This window comes from Pseudomonas sp. ADPe (assembly GCF_014843515.1).
Lineage (GTDB): Bacteria > Pseudomonadota > Gammaproteobacteria > Pseudomonadales > Pseudomonadaceae > Pseudomonas > Pseudomonas citronellolis.
Map to the genome: position 1 here is coordinate 5,927,164 of NZ_CP062122.1, position 24,472 is coordinate 5,951,635.

19 protein-coding genes, 1 tRNA gene and 1 pseudogene are annotated in these 24,472 nt (G+C 61.9%); 11 read left to right on the forward strand and 10 right to left on the reverse strand.

The window, feature by feature from the left end; genetic code table 11:
* Positions 1-8 precede the first annotated feature (8 nt).
* From uvrY to IG194_RS26795, 5 genes are all read left to right on the forward strand, one after another.
* The gene (uvrY, locus tag IG194_RS26775) at positions 9-653 is read left to right on the forward strand and encodes a UvrY/SirA/GacA family response regulator transcription factor (protein WP_009619673.1); all 645 of its coding nucleotides are present in this window, start codon (positions 9-11) and stop codon (positions 651-653) included.
* Entirely contained in the window at positions 654-2,480 is a 1,827-nt protein-coding gene (gene uvrC / locus IG194_RS26780; protein WP_058489252.1) for an excinuclease ABC subunit UvrC, read from the forward strand.
* Positions 2,481-2,514: 34 nt separating this feature from the next.
* Positions 2,515-3,075 (forward strand): CDP-diacylglycerol--glycerol-3-phosphate 3-phosphatidyltransferase, encoded by a 561-nt coding sequence (gene pgsA / locus IG194_RS26785; protein WP_009619678.1) that lies wholly within the window; start codon positions 2,515-2,517, stop codon positions 3,073-3,075.
* Between the two features lie 65 nt (positions 3,076-3,140).
* Positions 3,141-3,216: transfer RNA gene (locus IG194_RS26790), tRNA-Gly, on the forward strand.
* Between the two features lie 226 nt (positions 3,217-3,442).
* On the forward strand, positions 3,443-5,395 hold the full coding sequence (locus tag IG194_RS26795) for a tyrosine-type recombinase/integrase (protein ID WP_058489253.1): 1,953 nt from the start codon (positions 3,443-3,445) through the stop codon (positions 5,393-5,395).
* Between the two features lie 51 nt (positions 5,396-5,446).
* On the opposite strand, the gene IG194_RS26800 is transcribed toward IG194_RS26795, so the two are convergent.
* Entirely contained in the window at positions 5,447-6,088 is a 642-nt protein-coding gene (locus tag IG194_RS26800) for a substrate-binding domain-containing protein (protein ID WP_058489254.1), read from the reverse strand.
* A 104-nt stretch (positions 6,089-6,192) separates the two neighbouring features.
* On the opposite strand from IG194_RS26800, the gene IG194_RS26805 reads away from it, so the two are divergent.
* Entirely contained in the window at positions 6,193-6,486 is a 294-nt protein-coding gene (locus IG194_RS26805; RefSeq protein ID WP_058489255.1) for a helix-turn-helix domain-containing protein, read from the forward strand.
* A 25-nt stretch (positions 6,487-6,511) separates the two neighbouring features.
* Here the strand turns inward: IG194_RS26805 and IG194_RS26810 are convergent, their stop codons facing one another.
* The 9 genes and pseudogenes from IG194_RS26810 to IG194_RS26850 all read right to left on the reverse strand — a co-directional run bounded on the left by IG194_RS26810 (position 6,512) and on the right by IG194_RS26850 (position 15,756).
* Entirely contained in the window at positions 6,512-7,402 is an 891-nt protein-coding gene (locus IG194_RS26810) for a LysR family transcriptional regulator (protein ID WP_058489256.1), read from the reverse strand.
* A 282-nt stretch (positions 7,403-7,684) separates the two neighbouring features.
* Positions 7,685-7,969, reverse strand: coding sequence for a CopK family periplasmic copper-binding protein (locus IG194_RS26815; protein WP_058489257.1), 285 nt, complete (start codon positions 7,967-7,969; stop codon positions 7,685-7,687).
* Positions 7,970-8,093: 124 nt separating this feature from the next.
* Entirely contained in the window at positions 8,094-9,020 is a 927-nt protein-coding gene (gene copD / locus IG194_RS26820) for a copper homeostasis membrane protein CopD (protein ID WP_058489258.1), read from the reverse strand.
* 4 nt (positions 9,021-9,024) lie between these two features.
* A pseudogene (gene copC / locus IG194_RS26825) lies at positions 9,025-9,416 on the reverse strand (copper homeostasis periplasmic binding protein CopC).
* A 136-nt stretch (positions 9,417-9,552) separates the two neighbouring features.
* Positions 9,553-11,847, reverse strand: a complete 2,295-nt coding sequence (locus IG194_RS26830; protein WP_242425433.1) for a heavy metal translocating P-type ATPase — start codon at positions 11,845-11,847, stop codon at positions 9,553-9,555.
* 176 nt (positions 11,848-12,023) lie between these two features.
* Positions 12,024-12,308, reverse strand: coding sequence for a DUF2933 domain-containing protein (locus tag IG194_RS26835; RefSeq protein ID WP_058489260.1), 285 nt, complete (start codon positions 12,306-12,308; stop codon positions 12,024-12,026).
* Between the two features lie 31 nt (positions 12,309-12,339).
* On the reverse strand, positions 12,340-12,825 hold the full coding sequence (locus tag IG194_RS26840) for a DUF411 domain-containing protein (protein ID WP_058489261.1): 486 nt from the start codon (positions 12,823-12,825) through the stop codon (positions 12,340-12,342).
* A 23-nt stretch (positions 12,826-12,848) separates the two neighbouring features.
* Positions 12,849-13,832, reverse strand: a complete 984-nt coding sequence (locus tag IG194_RS26845) for a copper resistance protein B (RefSeq protein ID WP_176707185.1) — start codon at positions 13,830-13,832, stop codon at positions 12,849-12,851.
* A gap of 25 nt (positions 13,833-13,857) precedes the next feature.
* A complete protein-coding gene (locus IG194_RS26850) occupies positions 13,858-15,756 on the reverse strand; it encodes a copper resistance system multicopper oxidase (RefSeq protein WP_082996356.1) in 1,899 nt (632 codons plus the stop codon).
* A gap of 242 nt (positions 15,757-15,998) precedes the next feature.
* On the opposite strand from IG194_RS26850, the gene IG194_RS26855 reads away from it, so the two are divergent.
* The 5 genes from IG194_RS26855 to IG194_RS26875 all read left to right on the forward strand — a co-directional run bounded on the left by IG194_RS26855 (position 15,999) and on the right by IG194_RS26875 (position 24,401).
* Positions 15,999-16,688: a heavy metal response regulator transcription factor gene (locus IG194_RS26855; RefSeq protein WP_058489262.1), complete on the forward strand. Its 690-nt coding sequence runs from the start codon at positions 15,999-16,001 to the stop codon at positions 16,686-16,688.
* A complete protein-coding gene (locus IG194_RS26860) occupies positions 16,663-18,096 on the forward strand; it encodes a Cu(+)/Ag(+) sensor histidine kinase (RefSeq protein WP_058489263.1) in 1,434 nt (477 codons plus the stop codon). Before IG194_RS26855 ends, IG194_RS26860 begins: the two co-directional genes overlap by 26 nt.
* Before the next feature lie 209 nt (positions 18,097-18,305).
* Positions 18,306-19,613, forward strand: coding sequence for a TolC family protein (locus IG194_RS26865; protein ID WP_082996355.1), 1,308 nt, complete (start codon positions 18,306-18,308; stop codon positions 19,611-19,613).
* Entirely contained in the window at positions 19,610-21,178 is a 1,569-nt protein-coding gene (locus tag IG194_RS26870) for an efflux RND transporter periplasmic adaptor subunit (RefSeq protein WP_197674178.1), read from the forward strand. Before IG194_RS26865 ends, IG194_RS26870 begins: the two co-directional genes overlap by 4 nt.
* A gap of 70 nt (positions 21,179-21,248) precedes the next feature.
* Positions 21,249-24,401 (forward strand): efflux RND transporter permease subunit, encoded by a 3,153-nt coding sequence (locus tag IG194_RS26875; RefSeq protein WP_141679825.1) that lies wholly within the window; start codon positions 21,249-21,251, stop codon positions 24,399-24,401.
* Positions 24,402-24,472: the final 71 nt, after the last annotated feature.

A 24,472-nucleotide genomic window follows, 5' to 3' on the forward strand; every position in this document is an offset into this window, starting at 1 on the left:
GGTGCTGTGTGATCAAGGTGCTGGTGGTCGATGACCACGATCTGGTGCGCACCGGAATTACCCGCATGCTGGCCGACATCGAGGGCCTGCAGGTGGTGGGCCAGGCCGAATCCGGCGAGGACGCCCTGCGCCTGGCCCGGGAACTCAAGCCCGACGTCGTCCTGATGGACGTGAAGATGCCCGGCATCGGCGGCCTCGAAGCCACCCGCAAGCTGATGCGCAGCCAGCCGGACGTGCGCGTGCTGGCCGTGACCGTCTGCGAGGAAGACCCGTTCCCCACCCGCCTCATGCAGGCCGGCGCTTCCGGTTACCTGACCAAGGGCGCGGCGCTTGAGGAAATGGTCCAGGCCATCCGCCAGGTCTTCGCCGGGCAGCGCTACATCAGCCCGCAGATCGCCCAGAGCCTGGCGCTGAAGTCCTTCGAGCCGGAGAAGGGCGGTTCGCCGTTCGACTCGCTGTCCGAGCGCGAAATCCAGATCGCCCTGATGATCGCCAACTGCCACAAGGTGCAGAGCATCTCCGACAAGCTCTGCCTGTCGCCCAAGACGGTGAACACCTACCGCTACCGCATCTACGAGAAGCTCTCCATCACCAGCGACGTCGAGCTGGCGCTGCTGGCGGTGCGCCACGGCATGGTGGATGCCAGCAACTAGATGAGCGCGGTGTTCGATTCGGCGGCCTACCTCGCCACCTGCAGCGGCCGCCCCGGCGTCTACCGCATGTTCGATGCGGACGCCAAGCTGCTCTACGTCGGCAAGGCGAAGAACCTCAAGAAGCGCCTGGCCAGCTACTTCCGCAAGACCGGCCTGGCGCCCAAGACCGCCGCCCTGGTGGCGCGCATCGCCCAGGTCGAGACCACCATCACCGCCAACGAGACCGAGGCGCTGCTGCTGGAGCAGACGCTGATCAAGGAGTGGCGGCCGCCGTACAACATCCTCCTGCGCGACGACAAGTCCTACCCCTACGTCTACCTGTCGAGCGAGGACGAATACCCGCGCCTGGCCCTGCACCGCGGCGCCAAGAAGGCCAAGGGCCGCTACTTCGGGCCCTACCCGAGCGCCGGCGCCATCCGCGAGAGCCTGGCCCTGCTGCAGAAGGCCTTCCTGGTGCGGCAGTGCGAGGACAGCTACTTCCGCAACCGCACCCGGCCCTGCCTGCAGTACCAGATCAAGCGCTGCAAGGGGCCCTGCGTCGGCCTGGTCGGCCCCGAGGAATACGCCCAGGACGTGCGCCATTCGGTGATGTTCCTCGAAGGCCGCAGCAACCAGCTGGCCGATGAGCTGAGCGCCGACATGGAGCAGGCGGCCATGCGCCTGGAGTTCGAGCGCGCCGCCGAGCTGCGCGACCAGGTGGCCATCCTGCGCCGCGTGCAGGACCAGCAGAGCATGGAGGGCGGCAACGGCGACGTCGACGTCATCGCCGCCATGGTCAACCCCGGCGGCGCCTGCGTGCACCTGATCAGCGTGCGCGGCGGGCGCGTGCTGGGCAGCAAGAACTTCTTCCCCCAGGTGGGCATAGAAGAGGAGGTCGACGAGGTGCTGCTGGCTTTCCTCGGCCAGTACTACCTGAGCCACCACGAGCGCGAGCTGCCGGCGGAACTGATCGTCAACGCCGTGCACGAGGACTTCCCGGTGCTGATCGAGGCCATCGCCACTGCCCGCGGCCGCGAACTGGAGATCAGCCACCGGGTGCGCGGCACCCGCGCGCGCTGGCAGCAGCTGGCGATCACCAACGCCGAGCAGGCCCTGGCCGCGCGCCTGGCCAACCGCCAGCACGTCGCCGCGCGCTTCGAGGCCCTGGCCGAGGCGCTGGACCTGGACGAGCCGCCGCAGCGCCTGGAGTGCTTCGACATCAGCCATTCCAGCGGCGAGGCCACGGTGGCCTCCTGCGTGGTGTTCGGCCCCGAGGGCCCGCTGAAGTCCGACTACCGCCGCTTCAACATCGAGGGCATCACCGGCGGCGACGACTACGCCGCCATGCACCAGGCCCTGACGCGGCGCTTCAGCCGCCTGAAGGAGGGGGAGGGCAAGATGCCCGACATCCTCCTGGTGGACGGCGGCAAGGGCCAACTGGCCATGGCCCAGGAAGTGCTCCAGGAACTGGCGGTGAGCGGGCTGATCCTGCTCGGCGTGGCCAAGGGCGTGACGCGCAAGCCGGGCCTGGAGACTCTCTACCTCAACGATGCCGAGCACGAATTCACCCTGCCGGGGAATTCCCCGGCGCTGCACCTGATCCAGCAGATCCGCGACGAATCGCACCGCTTCGCCATCACCGGCCACCGCGCCCGCCGCGGCAAGGCCCGGCGCACCTCGACCCTGGAAGAAGTGCCGGGGGTAGGGCCCAAGCGCCGCCGCGAGCTGCTCAAGCATTTCGGTGGGTTGCAGGAACTGGGCCGCGCCAGTATCGATGAGATCGCCAAGGCCCCGGGCATCAGCAAAAAGCTGGCCGAGCAGATTTATGCTGCCCTGCACAGCGAGTAGAATGCCGGGCTCAACTCACCGGCCAGTGGTCCCGATGAATATTCCGAACCTGCTCACACTGCTACGCGTCCTGCTCATCCCGATCTTCATCCTGCTGTTCTACATGCCGTTCCCGGGCAGCCACCTGGCCTCCAGCGCGGTATTCGCCCTGGCTGCGGCGACCGACTGGCTGGATGGGTATCTGGCGCGCAAACTGGGCCAGAGCACGCCCTTCGGCGCCTTCCTCGACCCGGTGGCGGACAAGCTGATGGTGGCGGTGGCGCTGGTGCTGCTGGTGGAAGAGCACGCCAACCTCTGGCTGACGCTGCCGGCGGTGATCATCATCGGCCGCGAGATCGTGGTCTCGGCGCTGCGCGAATGGATGGCCGAACTGGGCGCCCGCGCCCACGTCGCCGTATCCAACCTGGGCAAGTGGAAGACCGCCGCGCAGATGGCCGCGCTGGTGATCCTGCTGGCCAACGCCCCGGTGTTCACCTTCTGGGTGCTGCTGGGCTACGGGCTGCTGATCGTCGCCGCGGCCCTGACGCTGTGGTCCATGCTGCACTACCTGCTGGCCGCCTGGCCGCACCTGAGCACCACCCCGAAAGAGAAATAACTTTTTTTGAATCAAAGGGTTGACGAGGCTCCAGAAAAAGATAGAATGGCGCCCGTCAACACGACGCGGGAATAGCTCAGTTGGTAGAGCACGACCTTGCCAAGGTCGGGGTCGCGAGTTCGAGTCTCGTTTCCCGCTCCAAGTTATGATCTACAGACTTCTACTGACGTCTGTAAGTCGTTGAAAAGAGGGGCTTCGGCCCCTTTTTTCATTCCAGCGAGCGCCACGGAAATCCACCCACAGCTACCGTTTTTGAGTGACCAATTGAGGCACAAGAATGCGGTTGGGTCGGCTACCGGATAGTTGCTGGGGCTGAGCGGGAACCATGACGAGCATTAGGCCTAAGTCATCACTTAGGAGCCTCGAAATGGCACTCTCTGATCTGACCGTCCGGCAGGCAAGGACCACCGGCAAGCGCTACACCCTCTCCGACAACGACTGCCTGGGCCTGATGGTCTCTGCCGCAGGCGGCAAGTCGTGGATCTTCCGCTACTACTGGCTCGGCAAGCAGAAGCGCTTGTCCCTCGGCGGCTATCCCGCCCTCAGCCTGCGTGAGGCCCGCGCGGAGCGGGACAAGGCCCAAGCCCTGCTCGCCAGGGGAATCGACCCCCAAATCGAACGCGACCAGCGCCGGCACGCGGCCAAGCTGGCGGGCGAATACACCTTCAAGAACGTCTTTGACGCCTGGGTCGAGCATCGCCGCAAGGAACTCAAGGAAGGCCGTCAAAGCACGCTGTCGCAGATTCTGCGCATCTTCAACAAGGACGTGCTGCCCACCCTTGGGAAGATGTCGATCTACGACATTCGCCGGTCCCAGCTCGTGGGCGTCGTGGCGGCGATCGAGAAGCGCAAGGCGTTCACCACCGCCGAGAAGGTACGCACCTGGTTCAATCAGATGTTTCGCTATGCCCTGGTCATTGCCGAGGGGCTGGAAGTCAACCCTGCAGCGGACCTGGACGTGGTGGCCGAACCCAAGCCTCCGGTGGCGCACAACCCCTACCTGCACCTTCCCGAGCTGCCCGAGTTCCTTCAGAAGCTCCGGCTCTACAACCCCCGGGGTTGGCAGACGCAGCTTGGCGTCCGGCTGCTGTTCTTGACGGGGGTGCGCACGGGCGAGTTGCGGCTGGCCGAGCCCGAGCAATTCGACCTCGACCGCGGCTTGTGGATCATCCCGCCGCAGGTCGTCAAGCAGCTCCAGGACGAAATGCGCAAGGCCGGCAAGCGGCCGCAGGACGTGCCGCCCTACATCGTGCCTCTGTCCCTGCAGGCCATCGAGATCGTGCGCTATCTCCTGGGCGTGATGCGTCCGGCGCAGAAGTACCTGCTGTCGCATCGCAGCGAACTCAAGAAGCGCATCAGCGAGAACACCCTCAACAAGGCCGTGCAGCTCATGGGGTATGAGGGACGCCTGACCGGCCACGGCATCCGCGGCACTATCTCGACCGCGCTCAATGAGATCGGATACCCGAAGATTTGGGTGGACGCGCAGCTTTCGCACTCCGATCCGAACAAGGTCAGCTCGGCCTACAACCACGCCAAGTACGTGGAGCCGCGCCGCCGCATGATGCAGGACTGGGCCGACCGTCTCGATCTGCTCGAACAGGGCGAAGTGGAAGCCGCGAGCGCGCACCTGACCATCCGCATCGACGGCGTGCCGGCGATGGCTGAAGTGGAGGAAGCGCTGGGTGCGGTAGTTGCGGTCCCCACGGCGGCCGAGCCCGCTGTCCTCGGGGTGCCGCCCGTGGTGGCCACGCCCATCGTCGTGACCCCCAACAGCGGCGGAATCCCGTTCCAGCGGCTGTCGCAGGTGCCGCCGGCTCCGGTGCATGCCCCGGAGCCGGAAGTATCCGCCATCCAGCGCGAGCGCGAGGAAATGCTGGCCATCTACGAGTCGCCGAACAATCTGCCGGTCCCGCTCTTCGGCAAGCTGGCCGGGAAGTCCAAGGACCAGATCAACCGCGAGCTGAAAGCGGGCAAACTCCTGTCCATCAGCCTGGGCAATCGCGGGCAGCGGGTCCCCGACTGGCAACTGGTGCCGCTCAAGCACAGGCTGGCCCAGGTGCTCATGAACCAGTGTCCGCACGCGGATTCGTGGGACCTGTACCGCATGCTGACCCAACCGCACCCTGACCTGGGTGATCGCGCAGCCATTGATGCAGTCACGCCCACCAACGTGCCTGTGATCGTCCGGGTCATCATGGGCGACTACCAGCGCCATGAGGATGAGCCTGACGCCATTGCCATGCGGCCCATCCCCGAGGATGTCCGGCTGAGCGTCCGGCGGCTGGTGGATAGCGCAGTGGTGCTTGAGGGGGCTTAAGCCCTGCTTCACTCTATTGCCGGGGTCATCGCCCCGGCAATTGGGGTGTCATTACGTGGCGTCAGCCCCGGTGACTTGCAGCCCTCTGCGCTCGAATCGCTCCGAAACGGAGTCGGCCTGCGCGTCGGGTCGCTGCAGGTAGGTCACGATTTCATAGGGGCCGTCGGAGAGCGGTCGCATGGAGATTCCCCACTGATGGGCACGCTCGATGCGTGATCGCGCAGATACCCCGACGCCGTAGCCGGCCGCAACCCATAGGGCCAGCATCTCGAATGAAGTCGCCTGCTGGATGTTCGCCTGGTCCGCTGGCGTGAGGGAGGCCAGCCTCTCATCCAACAGCGGACAAGCCTCGGCCTGCCAGCGATAGATGGGGTAGTCCTGGAGATCGGCGATGGTGAGTTTCTCCCGGTTGGATAAGCGGAACCGTGGCGGGATGGCGACGGCCATTGTCTCCGCCCACAAGGGCTGCGTTTTGAGAGCCGGGGCGCTATGCCCCTGAAGTGACATCCCGACGTCGTAGCGACCTTCAAGAAGCCCCTCAAGCAGGACATCCCCTGCAACCTCGAAAAACATGAGGGCGACGCTTGGCTCATCTGCGCGTTGCCGCGCGAGAAGCGCCGAAAGTTGTGATGACGGCACGCCCGGCGCTACCGCAAGTCTAAGACGGGGGGACGGGCTGGTGGCATCGTGCATAAGAGCCCCCAAGAAGAGAATTGACCAAGAAACCAATCCGACATGATACGTATGAGTTAAATTTAACGTGGTTAAATTCTAGTGACTGCTCGACGCTTCTGCTAATGCAGAAGCGTACTGTTCAACGAGGCCGTCCCCCAGGCACAACCAGATATGAAGCCGAACCAGCTCTGGCTTTCGGCAAGGCCGTGCGCGCGTTTCGTATGAATCAGGGCGTTGCCCAGGAGGAACTGGCTGCGCTGGCCGGGATCGAGCGTTCGCACATGGGCAAGATCGAGCGAGGGGAGCACTTGCCCTCGTTGGCCCTGATATTGAAGATTGCCGCAGCACTCAAGATAAGTAGCACCGAACTGATGGCTGCAACGGAGTGCAACATTGGCGCTGGCCCTGACACATGAAAGGGATCGCTTGGAGATCGCTTCGTCAGCTTCCGAAGTGGGCGCGAAGGCGGGCGATGAATCGCTCAAGCAGCGCTGGCACTGGGGCGCCGTCAACGTGCAATAGGTATGTTGTGATCACGGCAGATGCCGTCGCCAGGGGGCGAATAACGACATCGGGCCGCTGACAGGTCGCAATCCTGGTTTCCGTCGTAAATCCGACGCCGAAGCCGGCTCCCACGAGAGTAAGCATCATGTCCAATGATGATACGTGCTCTACAACATTGGGTTCGCGCTCCAGCGACCGAAGAAGTCTCGCTAATTCTCGGCAGTACCCTTCGCAGACATTTGGATCACACAAGACAAGCGGGTGATTTCCGAGTTCATGAAGTGGAATCTCTTTGTGGGCCAGCAATTCGTGCCGGGTGGGCACAACGATCACCAATGGATCTTGCCAAATGGGTTCGGCAACGATGCCATCACCGACGTCGGCGGTGTGTGCAAACCCGAGCGTGAAATCGCCTGACCGCAGTCCTCGCAACTGCTCTGCCAATGGGGTTTCGGAAAGGCGTATCTCAATCTCCGGCTCTTCCTCTCTGCTCTGGGCAAGGAACGCCGAGAGCCTGGGATTGATCGCTCCGTCGGACACCACGATGCGCAAACTTCCTCGCAGACCGGACGCAATGGCCCTGACATTTTCCCTCGCCTGTTCCAAAACAGAAAACAGTCGGCGAGCGTCTTGCAGGAATGCTGCTCCTGCCGCAGTGAGCTGCGTACCCCTACGATCCCGGTCAAAGAGAAGCACGCCGAGTTCGTCCTCAAGCTCCTTGATGGCTCGTGACAAAGGTGGCTGCTCAATGTGCAAGCGTTCTGCAGCACGCGTGAAATGCAACTCTTCGGCTAGGGCGACAAAGCAGCGAAGGTGTCGCAACTCCATATGCAGCGCTCCTTTTGAGTTCTCCAAGGCATTACGCAATCGAGATCATCAACCACGCCAAGTCAGTTAGAGAAAACCATGCAAATACTTCCACGCACTATTAACTGTTCAAAATCAATGTCTCAATCTTCTCGCGCCATCGGCCTTTCCTCATCGGCTACATGCTTGAGCGCAGGGCTGCTATGACCGGTTGGCGGAGGCTACGCTTGTGTCCAGATCGGACGCGCGCAAGTCCTCCTCCAACTGTTTCAGGAAGGCGCGTTCCCAGCGCCAAGGGATGAATCAACCACCGTGCTCTTGTTCGAGCAACGAGCTCAGGCGGGCCACTTCATTGCTGGTAATGGCGATGCTCTTGCCATCCTTCGCAGCCACCGAAGCGCCGACCTGCTGGTACACCGCGCGTCCGAAGCGATTCTCCTGGGCCATGCGCCCGTCTTTGAAGATATAGAGCGTGCCACCGTCTGCCAGCGGGACCATCTCCTTGGCCGCTTGGACTGCCGCGTGGCCGGCGAAAGCAGGCACGGACAGCGCTGTCAACAGGGCGGCAACGACGATTTGCGATTTCATAATCAACTCCTTTGTGAAAACGGCGACAACTTGCGCCGCGTCATTAATGTAGAAGTGTGCTAACTACGGGGCACTTACGCGGCCATTACATTCACTTCATGCGCTGTCATCTTCTGAGCAAGGATCAATTTCCTGTAGGAGAAAGAATGCCCAGCCACGCGACTGCCGCCAAAATCAGAACCGCGAGAGCCGTCTCTGTGAACAAGCTCTGCCGGAGCTTCAGGGCGGCCTTCACGTGGTTGCCTGTCTTCAGTGCCGCTTCCAGGCCGGGGCTCAGACGAAACCGATTCGCGGCCGCCAAAGCGAGCATTCCCCCAAGCAGTACCAGCTTTCCCAGCAACAACCGGCCATACAGAGTCGAGATAAGCGGATCAATCGATGGCCCGACGATCAGCACATAGTTGACGATGCCGCTCACGGTGAGAACCGTCACGATCAGCGTTCCTATCCGGGCGAAGCTATTCGACGTGCGGCTGAGAATCTCTACCGAATCGCTTTGATTGGCAGGCTTGATGACCGCAAGCATGAGGAAGGAGAGCAATGCCCCCACCCAGGCGCCCGCAGCCCACAGGTGTGCGATGTCGGAAGCGAGGTGGACGTATCCTCGCACGCCTTCATCCATGGCCCCGTGTCCTGCCCAGGCTAAGGTTGCCAGCGCCACGCCACCTGTACCTGCCATGGCAGCGAATCGCCATGTTGGATTGAACGTCAGCACTGAAATCAGCACACAGGCCACCAGTGCCAGGATACGAATGCACCAGGCGATGCCCATGTGGGTGCCGGTGATGAGCATTTCAAAGATGTGCGTTGATAGCTCACCGTAGCTCTGCGCGCCGGACATCGCCTTGGCCATGACCATCATTCCGCAAATCGACAAACCAATGCCGATTGCGGCGGCTGCGCCGACGAACACCCTATAGCGCTGCGAGATCAGGGAGGATCGCTCGTCGTGCCGCAAGGCATAAAGTCCGAACATGGCGACGCCGAATGCCGTCGCCATGTCCAGATAGAGTGCGAGGCGCAGAACGATCGTGAACCAATCGCCGGCCATCGGGTTACTTCACCTGGAAGGTGATATTGCCGGTGATCGGATGGGTGTCCGACGAGACGGCACGCCACTCCACTCCACGCGGTAGCTGCCCGCTTGTAACGTCTGCGCCGGCGTGATGACCATCGTCTTACCGTCAGTGGCACCCGAGACACTTGCATTGACCTTCATCGCTCCGTGATTCGCCATGCCAGGCATCTCGGTCATGACGAGGTTCGCAGCAGAGAACTGCGGCACGAGTGTTTCGGAGAACTTCAGTTCGATGGTGGCCGGTGCGGTGACCTGCGATTTGTCGGCCGGCGTCGATGACACCAGCGAGGGATGGGCGAATGCGGCAGTGGCGAACAGGCCGAGGGCGATCGGTGCGACGAACTTGGCGATGAGGTGTGAACGGGTCATAAAGATTCCTGCGTTGGTGTGTGAGGGGGGTTGAGAAAAATTCCGATGTGAGGCTTACGCCTGGGCACCGGCATGGAGCGGAAAGGCGGTTCGCTTTGCTATAGCAACCTCCTGCAAGTCATGAGCGGAATGTTTGTCATAGCTTGCTGCCTCGCAGCCGCAGCGCGTTGCCGACCACCGAGGCCGAACTCAGGCTCATCGCCAGCGCTGCAATCAGGGGAGACAACAACCAGCCGGTGAAGGGATAGAGAACGCCAGCGGCGATGGGAATGCCCAGCGCGTTGTAGAGAAAGGCGAACATGAGGTTTTCTTTCATGTTTCGCACGGTGCTTACCGAGAGCGTTCGAGCCACAGCGATTCCGCGCAGGTCACCCTTGACCAGCGTGACCTGGGCGCTGTTCATGGCCACGTCGGTTCCGGTACCCATGGCGACTCCCACGTCGGCTTTGGCCAGGGCAGGCGCGTCGTTGATGCCGTCGCCGGCCATGGCCACGATCCGACCTTCCTTCTGCAAGCGCTCGATCAGCATGAGCTTGTCAGCCGGCTTGACCTCGCCGTGGACCTCGTCGATGCCCAGACGTGCACCCACCGCCTGGGCGGTCGTCTGGCCGTCCCCGGTGGCCATGATGACGCGCAGGCCCGCGGCCTTCAACGCGGCCAAGGCTTCGGGAGTGCTGTCCTTGATCGGGTCAGACACTGCAAGCAATCCAGCAAGCTGACCATCTACAGCGAGGTACATGACGCTGGCGCCCTCGCTGCGAAGCGATTCGGCTTGTGGCACCAGCGGTGTCACGGACACGCCAGACTGCTCCATAAGGACGGTATTGCCCAGAGCCAGTTGCTGGTGTTCAACCTTTCCTCGCACGCCGATGCCGGTTCCCGACTCAAACGTCTGGGGCTTGAAGAGTTCAAGGCCCTGGGCACGGGCGGCCTGCACGATCGCCTCGGCCAGGGGATGTTCGCTGCCCTGGTCCAAACTGGCCGCCAGGCGCAGCACTTCGTCGTCCGTGAACCCGGTAGCCGCCACAACCCGATCGAAGGCGGGCCGGCCTTCTGTCAAGGTCCCGGTCTTGTCGATGACCAGCGTATCGACCTTGCGCAGATTTTCGATGGCGGCGGCGTCGCGGAACAGTACGCCTTGCGTGGCACCGCGGCCCGTGGCGACCATGATCGACATCGGCGTGGCCAGCCCCAGCGCGCACGGGCAGGCGATGATCAGCACCGCCACGGCATTGATCATTCCGTAGACCCAGGCTGGCTGCGGTCCGAAGAAGCCCCAGACGAAGAAAGTCGTGATCGCGATGGCGACGACGGCCATCACGAAGTAGCCCGCGACCACGTCCGCCATGCGTTGCATCGGCGCCTTGGAGCGCTGCGCCTGAGCGACCATCTGGACTATCTGCGACAGCACCGTGTCCGAGCCGATCCGCTCCGAGCGCATGATCAGCGCGCCGCTGGTGTTGAGCGTGGCCCCGATCACCTTGTCTCCCACGCGCTTGCTGACCGGCAGCGGCTCACCTGTCAGCATGGACTCGTCAATCGAACTGCTGCCTTCGTGGACAACGCCATCGACCGGCACTTTCTCGCCAGGCCGGATGCGCAGCAGGTCGCCGACGTGGACATGGCTGAGCGGCACGTCCTCCTCGCTGCCATCCGCGTTGATGCGCCGTGCGGTCTTGGGCGCCAACCCCAACAGCGACTTGATGGCCGCCGAGGTCTGGGAGCGTGCCTTCAATTCCAGCAACTGGCCGAGTAGGGTCAGCGAGATGATGACGGCGGCGGCCTCGAAGTAAACGCCCACCCGTCCCATGGACATGAACGACGCCGGAAACACCTCGGGTGCCACGGTCGCCACGACGCTGTAGACGAAAGCGGCCCCCGTCCCTAGCCCGATAAGCGTCCACATGTTCGGGCTGCGATTGACCAGCGACAGCCACCCACGCTCGAAGAAGGGCCATCCGGCCCAGAGCACGATCGGCAGCGACAGCACCAGTTCCACCCAGCTCTGCGTGGCCATGTCCATCAGGTGCAGGCGTTCGCCCAGCATAGCCAGCGCCAGGACCACGAGCGTCAGCGGCAAGGTCCACCAGAAGCGATGCGAGAAATCGCGCAGCTCCGGATTGTCTTCATCGAGGTCGGGCAGCAGCGGCTCCAGCGTCATCCCGCACTTTGGGCAGGTTCCCGGATGGTCCTGGCGGATCTCCGGGTGCATGGGGCAGGTGTAGATCGTTCCGGGTGCGACAGCGGGTGCTTGCGGCACGGCTGGGCTCGACGCACTGGTATGGCAATGCAGCGCTGCGCCATTGCCTGCATTGGCGGCGGCATATCGCGCGGGCTCGGCGTCGAATTTGCGCTTGCATCCCGGACTGCAAAAGAGATAAGTGTTGCCCTGGTGTACCGAGCGGTGCTCCGACGCTGCGGTGACGGCCATGCCGCAAACCGGGTCCCGTGTCGCGGCATCAGGCGGCGAGCTGGTGGAGGCCCCGGCCGTATCGCTACCACCTGAATGTGGGGCGTGACGATGATGCGCATGTGAGGTGGACGGCGTGGCAATTCCGGCCATGCCGGGATGCGTGTGCTGCTGCCCCGAAGGCTTGTCGGTTGAACTCATTGCTTCGTCTCCCCGGGCGCGTCAGCTTTGCCCGATGCGTCGTCTTTGGCCTGATCCGCCGCCCGTTCATGTCCATCATGGCCATGGCCGCGGTGCATGAAAAAGTGCATCAGCGGGCATGCCGCCAACAGCAGCAATGGGAGATAGTTGGCGACGTGTGCCGTGTGGTCCTTGAGCAGGAAATACGCAGCGACCGCAGCAATGATGAGGAAGGCAACGCCATAGCTCGATCGCCAGAAACGAGGTCGAAGGCTGGACGTCTGTGTGTGCTCATGCCGCATGGCGTATCTCCGCAGGAAAAGTGATGGTTGTTCAGCGATGCGCCTGATAGACCGTGCTGTTGCCGTCCGTTCCGATCAGCAGCACGTCGTAGGCGTCTTTGCGTCCGCCGTAGGCCGGACCATCCATGCCCGGCGAGCCGACCGGCATGCCCGGCGCCGCGAGGCCGATGGCCCGAGGCGCCTCGCGAAGCAGCCGCTGGATGTCCGCCGCGGGTACGTGGCCTTCGATGGCGTAGCCGCCGATCTGCGCGGTGTGGCACGAACCGTATTTCTGCGGGATGCCCAGGCGCGCGCGAGCGGCCGCGTTGCCGGTATCCAGAACCTGCACATCGAAGCCGGCACCTTCAAGGTGCGTGACCCAATCCTTGCAGCATCCGCAGTTCGGGTCCTTCCATACCTTGGCGACGGGCCGGCTCTGCGCCATGCCAGGCCCGGCAAGTGCCACCATCAGCAGGCCAGCGATCAATGCCTGGCGCCTCGACCCCTTGGCCTGCTGTCCATCGTCATGATTGTTCATGGCTTGTCTCCCAAAATAAATGACTAGAACCAGAATCGAACGCCGGCCACCCAGCGCGTTTGCTGTGCGCGGCCACCTTCGGCGCGCACGTAATCCGCAGTGCGGCCAAAGCTGCCCGCGCGTTCAACGCCGATGTAGGGCGCGAACTGGCGGCTGATTTCGTAGCGCAGGCGCAGGCCCGCCGACGCATCGGCAAGCCCCTTGCCGATGCGCCGCTCTGGGTCGTCCTTGCCGTAGAACTGCAATTCGGCGCGAGGCTCCAGAATCAGGCGTTGCGTGAGCAGCAGCTCGTAACTGCCTTCAAGGCGCAGCGCGGTCCTGCCGTCATTGCCGACATAGCCGGTCGCTTCCAACTCGAACCAATAGGGTGCGAGACCCTGCACGCCAAAGGCCAGCCATTGGCGACTCGGCCCCTCGCCGTTGTCCACGCGAATACCAAGCTGCGTGTCCCAATACGGCGCGATGGCATGCCCCCAAAGAAGCTCGGTGCGCGACTCTTCGAGCTTTCCCTTGGCGATGTCGCCCTCGGCTTTCACGACGGCCTTGTTGTAGGTCGTTCCGAACCATGCCTGGAGGTCGTAGGCCGTGGAATCGTCCCCTTTGCGTGTGAAGCGCCGCTCCAGGGTTTCTCCGCGTAGCGAGGCGAACGTATGTTCATCGGCCATCATCAGGCGCGGCACACCAGGTACGGCGTAGTCGCCCGAGCCGAGTTGCTGGCCATCGGAATAGCCATGGGGATCGCGTGCGTCGGGCGGCGCCGAGCCGCCCTGCATTTGCATGTTGCCGTGGTCCATGGCCGGGGCGGCGGCCGCACCGTCTGCTGAAGTTGCGTGACCGGCGTGCGGATCGGCTGCAGGCGCGGCGGGTGGTGTGGCCGGCACGGTGGTCGCCTGAGTGTCGGCGTGGCCGTGCGCCGCATGATCGTCTTGCGCTTGCGCCTGAGCGGCAACGCTCACCAGAGCCAGGAGCGTGGTCGCCAGCGCGCGAATGGGGAGTGCTTTGGACATTCTTGATCTTCCTTGTGCGCTTGGTTCAGGACACCACGACTTCACGGAACATGCCGGCATCCATGTGGAACATCAGATGGCAGTGCCAGGCCCAACGACCGAGCGCGTCGGCCGTCACCAGGAAGCTGATGCGTTGCGCGGGCTGTACCGGCAGCGTATGGCGGCGGGCGAGGAATTTGCCGTCGGGGCTTTCCAACTCGCTCCACATGCCATGCAGGTGCATGGGATGGGTCATCATGGTGTCGTTGTGCAGGATGACCCGCAGTCGCTCGCCGTGGCGGAAATGCACGGGCGTGGACTTCCCGAACTCCAGTCCGTCCAAGGACCACGAGTAGCGCTCCATGTTGCCCGTCAGGTGCAGTTCGACCTCCCGCCCAGGGCCGCGTTTGTCCAGAGGACCCGAGGGCGTGTGCAGGTCAGCGAGTGTCAGCACCCGTCGACCGTTGTTGCGCAAGCCGATGCCGGGGTCATCGAGATTGGTGCGCGCCATGTCAACGCGCATGTCCGTGCTCGCGCCGTACTCGGTGCGAGCGTGGCGCGCGGTTGTGCTAGGCACTGCCAATCCGCTCGCACCAGCGGCATGCTGGCTGTGATCCATCGCCATGCCGTGGTTCATGCTCCCGTGGTTCATGGCGCCATGGTTCATGCCACCCATCGCTCCGTGGTCCATTCCAGACATGGAGCCCGCGTCCTTTCCGGTCATGCCCGTCATCCCGGTCATCCCGGTCATCCCGGTCATCTCCATGGGCTGACCCGACATGCCTTGGCCCATGGCACCCATCATGTCGTTCATGGTTAGCCATTCGATGGGGTCGATTGCTGGGACGGGAGCTTGGAGACCCTCACGCACTGCCAGCGTGGCCCGCGCATATCCGGTGCGATCCATGGACTGCGCGAAGATTGTGTAGGCGTCGTCGCGCGGCTGGACGATGACATCGACGGTTTCGCCAGGTCCGAAGCGGAACTCATCGACCGTCACAGGCTCCACGTCCACGCCATCGACATGCACGACGGTGAGTTTCAGGCCGGGAATCCGCACGTCATAGAAGGTATTGCCGGCACCGTTGACCATGCGCAGCCGCACGCGCTCACCAGGGCGGAACAACGCCGTCCAGTTGCCGGCCGGCGTCACACCGTTGGCGAGATAGGTCAGCGTCGCGGACGACAGATCAGCAAGATCCGTGGGGTTCATCCGCATCTCGTTCCACATCTTGCGCTTGTCGATCGCGGCGGCCATGCCGTCGCGCGAGGCGTCACGGAAAAAATCGAAGACCGTGGGCTGGTTGTAGTTGTAATAGTCGCTCTGGGACTTGAGCTTGGTGAAGACACGCATCGGGTCTTCGTCGGTCCAGTCCGAGAACAGCAGCACGTGGTCGCGATCGGCGTGAATGGTCTCCGGGCCAGCGGGATCGATGATGATCGACCCGTACATGCCAGTGAGTTCCTGGAAGCCGGAATGCGAGTGGTACCAGTAGGAGCCGCTTTGCTGGACCTTGAAACGGTAGGTGAAGGTTTCGCCAGGCGCGATCCCCCTGAAGCTGATGCCCGGAACGCCGTCCATCTGATACGGCAGGATGATGCCGTGCCAGTGAATAGACGTAGATTCACGCAGCTTATTGGTGACCCGGATCGTGACCGTTTCCCCCTCGCGCCAACGCAGGGTCGGGCCGGGCAGCGAGCCATTGATCGTTGTCGCCACCCCAGGCTTGCCCGTGAAGTTCACAGGCGACTCGGCGATCACCAGATCGAATTCAGTGCCTCTCAGAATTGGTGCCGCCCCGTGTGCCGAGCGCTGCTGTGCGAAAGCCTTCAGAGCAGGTGACGACAAACCGGCCAGGACGCCGCCAGCGGCCAGCCCTTGCACGAAGCGGCGGCGAGACAAACCGTGTGATGGAGTAATAAGAAAGGGCGAACGAGGCGGCATGGCCTTGAATCCTCCATAGAGCTTGAAAAGTTGCCTTTGAGCCACCCTGTTCAGGACGGCACGATTTGGCGTATGGAGGTCATGCTACGAACTTGCCACTTTCGGATGAATGACCCGTTGATTACATTCATGTAATCATTGAGTCATGTTGGTGGCAGGTATGGCTCCGTACATTGCACCGTGAGCGATGGTGCGAATCGGGGGTGCGGCCCCCGAGCGCGGGATTTTCATAGGGAAAAGCAATGAAACTGCTGGTAGTCGAGGACGAAAACAAGACTGCTGACTATGTCAGGCAAGGTCTCATCGAAGCAGGATTCGTGGTCGATCTGGCACGCAACGGTCTGGATGGGCACCACATGGCCATGACCGAGCCCTATGACCTAATAGTCTTGGACGTCATGCTGCCGGATGTCACCGGATGGCACATTGTGCAGTCGCTGCGGGAGGCGGGGAAACAGGTACCGGTGCTTTTTCTGACCGCGCGCGGTAGCGTGGATGATCGCGTCAAGGGGCTTGAGTTGGGGGCCGATGACTACCTCGTGAAGCCCTTCGCGTTTTCTGAACTGCTTGCGAGAGTGCGCACTTTGCTGCGACGTGGTGGTGTTCCCAATCATCCGGACCACATTCAGGTCGCCGACTTGGTACTTGATCTGCTTCGTCGACGGGCCACCCGAGGGGGGCAACGCATCAATCTCACGAACAAGGAATTCGCGTTGCTCGAACTGCTGGCCAGACGTCGAGGAGAGGTGCTGCCACGCTCTTTGATCGCCTCGCAAGTATGGGATATGAACTTCGATAGCGACACTAACGTGATCGACGTCGCAATAAGAAGGCTGCGCGCGAAGATTGATGACGCATACGATTCCAAGCTCATCCAAACGGTTCGTGGCATGGGCTATACGTTAGATGCTCCCGATGATCTCGAAGCGTAATTCGACCTCGCGTCGACCTGCCTCGCTTGCACTGCGCGTAACAACGCTGGTCTGTATCGCCACGACCTTGGTATTTCTAGCCTTTGGATGGGTGATCATTCGATCGATGGAGCATCATTTCGCACAGCAAGATGCACAGGAACTGGATGCAGTAGTTTCGGCATTGTCAACGCCCCTGCAGCAGGCCTCCGCCGAAACGGACCTCGGTGCACTACGTCGAGAACTGGCGGGCGCAGTGGCTGGTCATCATGGAATCAGCTATGCCGTCTATGACAATGCCGGCAACACGATCTTTGCAACCTCCGGCCCCGATTTGTCTCATCTGATGGCTGCGGCAAAGTCGATCAGCCGCCTTGGCGGGGACGATCTGGCAGTATGGCAGGACAACCAACGGCATTTTCGGGGCGTCGCCCTTTCGTTCAAGGCAAGCGATGGCGTGGTAGATCGTTCCTATCGCATTGCCGTGGCAATGGACATCGAGTTCCATCTTGAATTCCTGCGGGACTTCAGGCGCATGCTCTGGTGGGCAACTTGCATTGTGATTCTCATCGCGCTTGTGGTGGCATGGCTTGCGGTGCAGTGGGGCCACCTGCCCATCCGCAAAGTCAACGAAGAGATTCGGACGATCCGATCGTCCAAACTGGATGTGCGGCTCAACCCCATGGATGTTCCGGTAGAGCTTGCCGAACTAGTCATTTCGTTCAACGATATGCTCGCTCGCATCGAAGACGGATTTACCACGTTGTCCAATTTCTCTGCCGACATCGCGCATGAACTGAGAACGCCTGTCACGAACCTGGTAACGCAAACGCAGGTCGCGTTAAACCACCCCCGGTCGGCCGAGGAGTATCGAGAGATCCTCTACTCCAATTTGGAGGAATTCGAGCGCATGGGCCGCATGATCGGCGATATGTTGTTTCTTGCTCAGACCGAGAATGACCCCCATAACCTTCGCTTGGTAGAAGTGGACCTGGGGAGAATGGTGCGAGGGCTATTTGACTATTTCGAGGCGCTGGCGGAAGACCGGGAAATAACGCTGTGCTTGAAAGGTCAATCGCGACCGATATCCGCTGACAAGGAAATGCTGCTGCGTGCATTGAGCAACCTTTTGTCGAATGCCATCCGACATGCTCCTCACGGAGCTGGCGTCACGGTTCTATTGAGAGAGGACGAACAACTCACGACCATCAGTGTCGAGAATCCTGGTGAGCCAATTCCAGCGTCCGCAATTCCAAAAATCTTTGACCGGTTCTTTCGGGTCGATCCTGCGCGTCAGCGAAAGTCGGCTGGCGCGGGGCTCGGCCTTGCAATAGTTAAATCGATTGCTGTGGCTCATGGAGGCGATGTGCGCGTGACATCCAATGAGTGGACGACAAGGTTCGACCTCACACTTCCACATCTTGCGTAGCCTTTCGCCAGGAAGTCGCTTCCATATGGCCGCGCTGTTCAAGCGCGGTTTGGGCTATGTATACGCACAGCGTTAGCCCACCAACGTCAAGTCTGACAGAAATGTAATCAATTCGCAGGAAAATGTAATTGTTGCGTCATCGTTCGGTTGGTGGCGGACTTGCATAGTGATCCCGAAATTTCGCGCAGTCACGTCGGGACTCACTCTTCATGAAATCATCACTCATCATTGCAGCAGGCACTTTGGTGCGGCCGGCCTTGCTTGTGTTCGCGTTGACGTTATCAGTAGGAAGTGGGATCGCTTACGGCCAGCCCTCACGTAACACCACGACGCTTGGCTCAACCGCGCAGACCCTGATTGACTATGCGCGCCAGAGTAATGCTGGGTTCGCTGCTGCGCGAGCAGAAGCGGCCGCAGCGAGCGAGCGTGTAACGCCCGCCGGTGCGTTGCCCGACCCGAGTTTCGAGGTCGAATTAATGGACGCCACGAACACCATGAGCGGGCGCTCGGCGTCGTTGCTACCGGGTCAAGTGGGCGAAACACGTTACCGGATTACCCAGCCCTTGCCTGGTTGGGGCAAGCGCAAACTTGCTGTGGAGGCGGCAGAGGCTCAGGCAAGGCAGGCAGACGCAGTCAAAGAGACGGTTTGGAGCGATCTTGCGACGAAGATCGAGACGCTATGGTTGAAATACTACTCGGCTGATCGGGAGCTTGCACTTGCCAAACAGGGCCTGGCCTTGCTGCAGGGCTTGGAGGAGACCAGCTTGGTTCGCTACAAGACCGGGCGGTTGCCTCAGCAAGCAGTGCTGCGCATGCAGAGGGAGATCACGGCGCAGCGCATCGCACTGGTCGAAATCGAGCAACGTCGCAAAGGTCTTGCCGCAGGGCTGAATGGGCTGATCGGCCGGACACCTGATTCGCCCCTCGATGCACCTGCGGAGCCACCCCCATTGCCAGAACGGCTGGTGATCGACTCTCTCTTTGATGCGCTGATGAACGCTAATCCGGAAGTGAATGTCGCTACTTTCGGCATCGAAGCGGCTCGTGCCGAGCGGGCGCGCACTTACCAGGATCGTTTGCCGGACTTCGCCGTCGGCTTGCGCAACAGCCGTCCTGATGGGCGACGGGCATCTTGGGACGTAATGTTTGAGGTGACCATTCCGCTACAGCAATCCAGTCGCCGTGCAAAGGAGCGTGAAGCGGAGCAGATGCTCTTGGCGGCCGAAGCACGGCGCGAAGATGCGCGCTCGCGCGCTGCCGGCGAACTCGGTACTGCTTGGTCCATGTACGCACAGGGGAGCGAGACGCTTCGCTTGCTCGAAAACACCCTAGTGCCACAAGCGCAGGCAACGCGGGACGCCAGCCGGGCGGCGCTTGCCAGTGGCGCGGTCGATTTCGACAACGTGATCGAGGCCGAGCGCCAGCTCATCGACATCCGAGGGCAGCGCCTGAAGGTCGAGGTGGAGGCTCGTCTGGCCCTGATCGAAATCAAGAAACTTACAGGGGAACTGAAGTGAACGCTGCCGTCCGATTGACGACGATCGCCGTAGCCGTGGCCATTGCTGCAGGCGCTGGATACTGGTTCGCTCAAGCGCAACACGCGACGGCACCTGCCAATCAGGCTGTCGAAACCAGTCCTGGCCCGGCCGCTCCGCTTGCCGATGGCAGCACTCAGAGCGAGCAAAAAGTTCTCTACTACCGCAACCCAATGGGTCTGCCGGACACCTCCCCTGTGCCCAAGAAGGACCCTATGGGGATGGACTACATCCCAGTCTATGCAGACACCAAACCGGACGATACAGGCGCGGTGATTGTCAGTCCCGCGCGTGTCCAATCGCTCGGGGTTAGGACTGCTGAGGTTGAATTGCGTGTTGTTGATGCAGCCGTGCGTGTGAGCGGACGTATCGAGACCGACGAGCGTAGCCAGGTGGTGGTCGCCCCGCGCTTCGAGGGCTGGATCGAACGCCTACATGTCAATGCCGTCGGCGATACGGTCCGGAAGGGACAGGCGCTCTTCACCGCCTACAGTCCCGAGCTGCAATCCACCGGAGAGGAACTGCGCATCGCCGAGCGACTTGCCAGCCAGAGCGCGGATCACGACCCGCTGGCGAGCGAGTCCGCTAGCCGCTTGGCCGAAGCAACGCGCGCTCGTCTGCGTAACCTCGAAGTAGCTGGACAGGCTGGTGCCCGCCAGGTCTTCCACGCGCCTGTAAGCGGCGTTGTGCTCGAAAAAGAGGCCATACAGGGCAAGCGCTTCATGCCGGGTGATGCGCTGTTTCGCATCGCCGATCTGTCGAAAGTGTGGATCATTGCCGACGTCTACGAACGCGATCTTGCGCACGTGCGCGTGGGACAGTCTGCGCAGATTGCGCTAGACGCCTTTCCCGGCCGCAGTTTCGAGGGGCGGATCAGCTACCTGTATCCAACGCTTGACGCGACTACCCGCAGTACTCGGATGCGAATTGAACTGGGCAATGCCGAAGGCTTGCTGCGCCCCGGCATGTTCGCCCAGGTCAAGCTGGCGGTCGGCGACACGACTCCGAAGGCGACTGTACCGACCTCCGCAATCATCGACGATGGCGAGCGCCAGGTCGTCTTGCGCGTGCTTGGTGAGGGACGTTTCAAACCACAGGTGGTCAAGCTCGGACAGCGTGGTCAGGATGTGGTCGAGGTGCTGGAAGGGGTCGAGCCAGGCGATCGGGTGGTCGTCTCGGCCAACTTTCTGATCGATTCGGAGAGTCAGCTCAAGGCGGCGCTAGCGAACATGGTCGCCCCCCAGGCTGATGGACATGACCATGGCGGCGCGGCAAGCTCCTATGAGGCTGAAGGGACGATTGATGCGTTCGACGCTCAATCTGGTCGGGTCACGGTCGCTCACCGCGAGATCCCGGCGCTTCAGTGGCCGGCGATGACCATGGACTTCGTGATTGGCGACCCAGCCCTGATGAAGAACATGGGCCCAGGTGCCGCTGTCCGCTTTTCCTTCAAGGCAGGCAAGCCTGGCGAGTACGTCGTCACAAGCATAGAGCCGATTGCCAGCCGCAAGCCGACCTCGGCCGCAAGCGGACACAGGGGGCACTGAGATGCGCACTTCTGCGACGAACTCTCCAGGCCTGGGGCGCGACGACGCAGCCAAGCCGGCGGCGACTGGCTTGCTTGATCGCGTGATTGACTGGTCGGCACGAAATGTCTTCCTCGTGCTGCTTGCCACGTTGTTCCTGGTCGGTGGCGGCATCTATGCGGTGAAGAATACGCCGCTCGATGCGTTGCCCGATCTTTCGGATGTTCAGGTGATCGTCTACACCGACTATCCCGGGCAAGCACCGCAAGTGGTCGAGGACCAAATTACCTATCCGCTCACCACTTCGATGTTGGCCGTGCCGCGTGCGAAGGTGGTTCGTGGATTCTCGATGTTCGGTGCATCCTACGTGTACGTGATATTCGAAGATGGTACCGACATCTACTGGGCTCGCTCGCGCGTGCTGGAATACCTGAGCACTGTAGCTGGCCGTCTGCCGCAGGGAGTGGCACCACAGATCGGGCCAGATGCGACCGGCGTAGGGTGGGTGTATCAGTATGCGGTGCAGGGCAAGGACATGAGCTTGGCCGACACCCGCAGTTTGCAGGATTGGTTCGTGCGGTATCAGCTTACCAAGGCGCAGGGTGTTTCCGAGGTGGCAAGCCTGGGTGGCTTCGTTCGCGAGTACCAGGTCACTGTCGATCCGCTACGTCTGGCTGGCTATGGAATCACACTCGATCAGGTCACACAGGCTATCCGTGCGTCGAACAAGGACGTCGGCGGCCGGGTTGTCGAGATGGCAGAGAAGGAGTACATGGTACGTGGCCGGGGCTACCTGCGAAGTGTCCAGGACATTGCCGACATCGTGCTCAAGGCTGATCGTGGAACCCCTGTGCGTGTATCGGATGTAGCTCGCGTCGAGCTGGTGCCGGCCGAGCGGCGCGGCATCGCTGAACTGAATGGCGAGGGTGAAGTCGCCTCCGGCATCGTCATGGCGCGGTTCGGTCAAAATGCGCTTCAGGTAATCGCCAATGTCAAGGCAAAAATCGCGGAGATTGCCCCGGGCTTGCCGACTGGCGCCGAGATCGTCCCGGTATATGACCGCTCCCAGCTCATCGAGCGAGCGATCGGCAATCTGAAATGGACGCTACTCGAAGAAAGCCTGATCGTTGCAGTGGTGTGCGTGATCTTTCTGCTGCACGTGCGCAGCGCGCTGGTAGCAATCATTACGCTGCCCCTGGGTATCCTGATCGCATTCATCGCCATGCGCAGTCTCGGGCTTGGGTCGAACATCATGAGCCTCGGCGGCATCGCGATTGCAATCGGAGCCATGGTCGATGCGGCGATCGTGATGATCGAAAACGCGCACAAACGCATCGAGCATCTGCCCGAGGGCGCTACCCAGAAGGAGCGAGCGAGGGCTATCGTCCAGGCGTGCAAAGAGGTGGGGCCGGCGCTGTTCTTCTCGCTGCTCATCATCACGGTCTCCTTCCTACCGGTGTTTGCGCTTGAGGGCCAGGAAGGCCGCTTGTTCTCACCTCTCGCCTTCACCAAGACCTTCGCCATGGCCGGCGCCGCCTTGCTGTCGGTGACGCTGGTGCCAGTGTTGATGCTGTTCTTCGTGCGCGGTCGTATCCTGCCCGAGGCTAGGAATCCGGTGAACAGGCTGTTGATCTGGCTGTATCGACCGATCATCAAGGCGGTACTGCGTTTCAAAGGCGTCACACTTCTGCTGGCCATTCTTGCGATGGTCGCGACGATCATCCCCGCGCGCCAGATCGGCTCGGAGTTCATGCCGGCGCTCAACGAGGGCACGCTGCTCTACATGCCAGCGGCGCTGCCGGGTATGTCGGTTACCGAGGCCGGACGCCTACTGGCCACGACCAATCGCATCATCAAGACCTTTCCTGAAGTGGAATCGGTCTACGGCAAGGCCGGTCGTGCCAGCACGGCGACCGACCCGGCGCCCCTGGAGATGTTCGAGACCATCATCAATCTCAAGCCGCAGGATCAATGGCGTGTCGGCATGACGACCGACAAGCTGATCGCTGAAATGGATGCCGCGCTTAAATTCCCGGGACTGGCGAACTCGTGGACGATGCCGATCAAGGCCCGCATTGACATGCTCTCAACTGGTATTCGCACACCGGTGGGCGTGAAGGTGTTTGGCAAGGACTTGGAAACACTGGAGAAGATGGCCCAGGCGGTGGAAGCCGTCGTGCGCAAGGTGCCGGGTGCGAGCAGCGCTTATGCCGAGCGCGTGGCCGGAGGCTACTACGTGGACATTGTGCCTCGGCGTGATCAGCTCGCCCGGTATGGGCTCACCATCAACATGGTGCAGGACGTGATCGCCACCGCACTGGGTGGCGAGACGGTGACCACCACGGTAGAGGGGCTGGAGCGCTACGGCGTGTCGGTGCGCTACGCCCGAGGGCTGCGCGACGATCCGTCGCGGATGGGCTCCGACGTCTACGTGCCAACCATGAACGGCCCGATTCCGCTCGGCCAAGTGGCAGACGTGCGTCTAACACGCGGAGCGCCTGGCATCCGTACCGAGAATGCGCTACTGGCCGCCTACGTATATGTCGATACGCGTGAGCCCGACATCGGAGCCTTCGTCAAACGCGCTCAGCAGGCAGTGGCCGAAGAAGTCGAGTTTCCGCAGGGCTACTACGCTACCTGGAGCGGACAGTTTGAGAACATGGAGCGCGCCAAGGAGAAGATGAAGGTCGTGGTGCCGGTGACCCTTGCACTGATCTTCGTCCTGCTCTACCTGAACTTCCGCCGTTTGTCGGAGACATTGATCGTGATGTTGTCCGTGCCCTTCGCACTGGTGGGCGGCGTTTGGTTGATGTGGTGGTTGGGCTATCAGATGAGCGTTGCGGTAGCAGTCGGCTTCATCGCGCTCGCCGGCGTTGCGGCCGAGACAGGCGTGATCATGCTGATCTACCTCGATCATGCATGGAAGGAGGTCCGCGAACGCAGGCAGGCTGTTGGCCGCGATGCAGGCGTCGCCGATCTGTACGAGGCAATCATGGAGGGCGCTGTCGAACGTGTTCGGCCCAAGATGATGACCGTGGTCGCGATCATGGCGGGCCTGCTGCCGATCATGTGGGGGTCTGGCACGGGCAGTGAGGTGATGAGCCGGATCGCCGCACCGATGGTGGGCGGCATGGTGTCCTCGACTGTCTTGACGTTGGCGGTCATCCCGGCGATATACGCGCTCGTCAAGCAGTGGGAGCTACGCCGTCGCGGGCGTCCATCCATGCCGGCGGTCACAACGTAATCCAGCTACTAGCGTGAAGGCCGGCGGTATCTGCTTCATTTCGGGTGCCACCGGCGAACTCGCCCTCAGTT